Source organism: Rhizobacter sp. P2_D12 (assembly GCF_056404395.1).
The window spans coordinates 1-4,096 of record NZ_JBFUEB010000214.1 but is presented as its reverse complement, the minus strand read 5'-3'; the positions used below and the strand labels follow the sequence as shown (position 1 = coordinate 4,096).

Annotated in this window: 3 protein-coding genes; all 3 read right to left on the bottom strand. The window is 70.4% G+C overall.

Annotated elements, in window-relative coordinates; genetic code table 11:
• On the bottom strand, nucleotides 1–1,311 hold a 1,311-nt coding region (locus tag AC1DYN_RS31670; RefSeq protein ID WP_477966636.1), incomplete at its 3' end, for an MFS transporter.
• 53 nt (nucleotides 1,312–1,364) lie between these two features.
• Nucleotides 1,365–2,534 (bottom strand): EmrA/EmrK family multidrug efflux transporter periplasmic adaptor subunit, encoded by a 1,170-nt coding sequence (locus AC1DYN_RS31665; RefSeq protein ID WP_477966634.1) that lies wholly within the window; start codon nucleotides 2,532–2,534, stop codon nucleotides 1,365–1,367.
• An 18-nt stretch (nucleotides 2,535–2,552) separates the two neighbouring features.
• The gene (locus tag AC1DYN_RS31660) at nucleotides 2,553–4,037 is read right to left on the bottom strand and encodes an efflux transporter outer membrane subunit (protein WP_477966632.1); all 1,485 of its coding nucleotides are present in this window, start codon (nucleotides 4,035–4,037) and stop codon (nucleotides 2,553–2,555) included.
• Nucleotides 4,038–4,096: the final 59 nt, after the last annotated feature.

The following is a 4,096-nucleotide window of genomic DNA, read 5'->3' as shown; positions in this document are numbered from 1 at the left end:
TCGTGCCAGCTCGGCGCCACCGTCAAACAGCAGCGACGATTTCTCGGCCAGGCGCGATGCATGCAGCGCCGTGCGTTCCTGCAGCCCGATATTGGTCATGCCCACGCCCAGCGCGAGGCCGGCCTGCCCCAGCATGTTTTTCAGTTGCTGGGCATTCGAGAACACCACATTGTCCGCCTGCAGCTCCTTGAAGGCGTGGATCGCCGTCGTCGCCATCCCCAGCGTCAGAAAGCCGCCGAACAGGCCAAGCCAGAAGATCACCGCATCCCACGCATACGCGCGCGGGTCGAGCGTCGCGAAGCGCCAGCCGAGCAAGGCCAGCATCAGAAAGCCCGTAACGAAAAACTTGGTCGGATGCGGGCGCCGCTTGACCAGTTCGAGCATCACGAAGAACGCGATGACCGTGGCCAGCAACCCCGTTCCCTGCAGTTCGCCGGCCTGTTCCAATCCAACGCCAAGACCCTTTTGCACCACCTGCGGCAGCAGCGTGTTGACCATGCCGAGCATCGCGTAACAGACGCTGAAGATGACGAGGCCCAGGCGATAGCGCGGGCTGCGCAGCACGCCCAGGTACAGGAACGGCGCGCTGCGGCGCGCATGGAGCAACCCGAACGCGGCCAGCAGCGCGAGCCCCAGCACCAGGTGCGCCAGCAGCGATCCGCGTTCGCCATGCCAGTCATACGTCAGGTGCTGCAACGCATACAGCGTGATGGCCGCGCCGGCCGCCAGCAGCATCGCGTCGATGGCATGCATGCGCGATGGCGACCCGCCGGAAGCGCGATCGAGCGTGACGGCGTCCTGCGGCATCCAGCGCGCGGCGATCAGCGCGCCAAGCGTTGCCAGCGCGGCGAGCACCAGGAACATTCCGCCCCATGCCTCGTGGCCCAGCATCTTCGCGGCCACCCAAGGCCCGAGCGCCAGCCCGCCAGACAACGCGGCGCCATACGCGGCGATGCCCTGCAGGCGCTGTGGCGATGGCGGGATCAGGTTGACCATCATGCGCGAGACTGTCATGAACACGCCGCCGCCCAGCGCCATCAGCAGGCGGCCGCCGGCAAAGCCGGCCACGCTGGCGCTCGTGGCGCACACCCACGCGCCGAGCAGGTAGAACAGCACGGCGCCCAGCAGGTAGTTGCGCCAGCCAAGGCGCTGCAGCAGCACGGTCATCTGCGAAATCGCCAGCACCGCCACGGCGGCGTAGAGCGCCGACACCGTCGCGTACTCTTCGGGCGAGGCGCCGATATGGCCCATGATCGCGGGTGCGGCCAGCACCGTCATTCCCGTCGACAGAAATTCGATCAGGTTGAACACGAAGATGGCGCCCAGCAGCGCCGGGCGCGGCGTCGTGCCGATGGCGGCTGCGGTCAACGCGCCACCACGGCCGCTGGCGCGCCGAGCGCGCGGCGGATCGCTGCGTCGGCGCCGTGCGACTCCGTCTCGAACACGGCCGTCTCGTACGAATGGCGCACCGCGCCGGCCTGCATCAGGCTCGGACCATCCGCGCGGCTGGTATCGATCGCGACCTTCATCGACAGACCAAGGCGCAGCGGATGGCGCGCCAGCTCCTGCGCATCGAGCGCGATGCGCACCGGCACGCGCTGCACGACCTTGATCCAGTTCCCGGTCGCGTTCTGCGCCGGCACGGCGGCAAACGCGCTGCCGGTACCGGCTTCCTGGCCGGCCACGCGGCCGTGAAAGACGACGTCGGCGCCGTACACGTCCGACGTCACGGCCACCGGCTGGCCAATGCGCACGTCCTTCAGCTGCGTCTCTTTCAGGTTGGCCGTGACCCACATCTGGTCGAGCGGAACGATCGCCATCAGCGGCGCGCCCTGCGCCACGCGCTGGCCGATCTGCACATTGCGCCGGGCGACGATGCCGCCCACCGGCGCGGCCAGCGTCGTGCGGGCCAGGCCCAGCGACGCGTCGCGCAGGCCGGCAATCGACGACAGCACGTCCGGGTGCTGCTCGAGCGTCGTGCCGTCGACCAGCGCGCGCGCTGCATCCACCTGCTGGCGCGCAGCGTTCAAGGCAGCGCGGGCGGCGCCCACGGCATCGCCGGCGTGACGGATGTCTTCGCCCGACACGGCGCCCGTATCGGCCAGCTGACGGCGGCGCGCCAGATCGCTCTCTGCCCTGGCCAGGTCGGACTCGCGCTGCACGACGGTGGCGCGCAGCTGCCCGACGCCGGCCAGTTGCGAGCGTACCTGGCGCGCCGCCCTGGCCAGCGCCGCTTCGGCGCGGTCCAGCGCCAGCCGGGCGTCGACGTCATTGAGCTGGACCAGCACCTCGCCCGGCCGCACGAAATCCGTGTTGTCCGCTGCGATGCGCGTGACCGTGCCCGYGACCTGCGGCGTGACGTGCACCAGATTGCCCTCGACGTAAGCGTCTTCGGTCTGCTGGCTGTTCCAGCCGATGCCCAGCACCCCGGGCGAGGACCAGGCAATGCCGGTCGCGGCGGCCAGCACGGCGGCGCAAAGGCCAAGCGCCAGCTTGCGCCGGCTTTGCGGTGCGTGATTCGTTTGTTCAGTCATGTGATGATTCCAGCGTTCTTAATGGATGGCGGCCCGAAAGCCCCCGCCCAGCGCCCGCACGAGATGTACGTCGAGCGTGTAGGCACGGGCCGCCAGGTCAGCCTGACCCCGGCGCTGCGCGACCACCTGGATTTCGGCAATCAGGACCTGCACGAAGTTGCCCAGGCCCGCGCGGTAGCGCTGCTCGGCCAGCGCGTAGGCTTCTTCGGCCGCGCCAAGCGCCGCGCCCTGTTCGCGCCTGCGCTCGCCCAGCCAGCGCAGCGACGTCAGTTGCGCACCCACGTCACGCAGCGCGTCGAGCACGGCGCCGTTGTACTGCGCGACGGCGAGATCGTAGTCGGCGTTGCGCGCCGCCAGATTGCTGCGCAGGCGCCCGCCGTCGAGCAGCGGCAAGGTCACGAGCGGACCGGCGGCAAACGTGCGGCTGCCGCCCTGCACCAGGCGGTCGAAGCCCAGGCTGRCCAGGCCACCCGAAACACTCAGGTTCACGGTTGGATAAAACTGCGCCCTGGCGACGTCGATGTCGCCGCTGGCCGCTTCGACCTGCCAGCGCAGCGCCACCAGCTCCGGCCGGCGCCCGAGCAGCGCGGCGGGAATATCCGCCGGCACGCGGGATGGCCGGGCCGGCGCCAGGTGCGGCCGCGCGATCGCCTCGGCAGCATCCTGCCCCTGCCCGCTCAGGGCCGCGAGCTGGCCCCGCGTCAACGCCAGCGCTTCGTCGAGCGCCGCGATCTCGCCGCGCGCCGACGGCACGCCAATCTCGGCCTGCCGGAGTTCCGCCTTGCTGTCCAGTTGCGCCGCCACGCGCTGGCGTACCAGGTCAGCAATGCGGGTACGCTGGCGCAGCTCCTGTTCGGCCAGGTCGCGCCGCGTGTACAAGTGATCGAGCTGCAGATAGGCTTGCACGACGGCGCCGGCCACGGCCAGGCGCGCTGCCTGCGCTTCGGCCTGGCGTGCATTCACGCGTCCCGCAGCGCCGGCCACGCCGGCCGCGTTCTTGCCCCAGAAATCCAGTTCGTAGCCGAGGCTGACCCCGAGGTCGTTTGCCCACTGCCAGCTGCCTGCGAGGGGTTTCGGTACGCTGCCGTTGTCGCTGTAGCGCTGGCGCACCGGATGCGCCGTGGCGCTGGCCTGCGGCGCCAGTGCGGCGGCCGCCAGGCCTTCAAGGGCGGCCGCCTGGCGCACGCGCGCCAGTGCGGCAGCAATCGTGGGGCTGGCCTCGCGCGCCCCGTCGACCAGTTGGTCGAGCTGCGGGTCGCCGTAGGCGCGCCACCATTCCTGCGCGGGCCAGGCTGCAGGTGCAGATGCAGGTGCAGATGCAGGTGCAGATGCCGACAGAGCCTGTGCAGCGAGCGTGCGCGTGGAATGCGCCGCCGCATCGACATTCAGGCGGGCGGGCGTGGGCTGCGGTCCCATTGACGTGCAGCCAGTCAGTAACAGGATCACAGCGCCCAGGGCCAGGCGGCATGCGCCCCGGCCCGGCGTGCGTGTGCGTTGAAGCATGGTGTGCCTCGGCTTTTTTCGGGAAGGCCGAAGCTTACGCGGCGGCGCCCGTGCCGGCC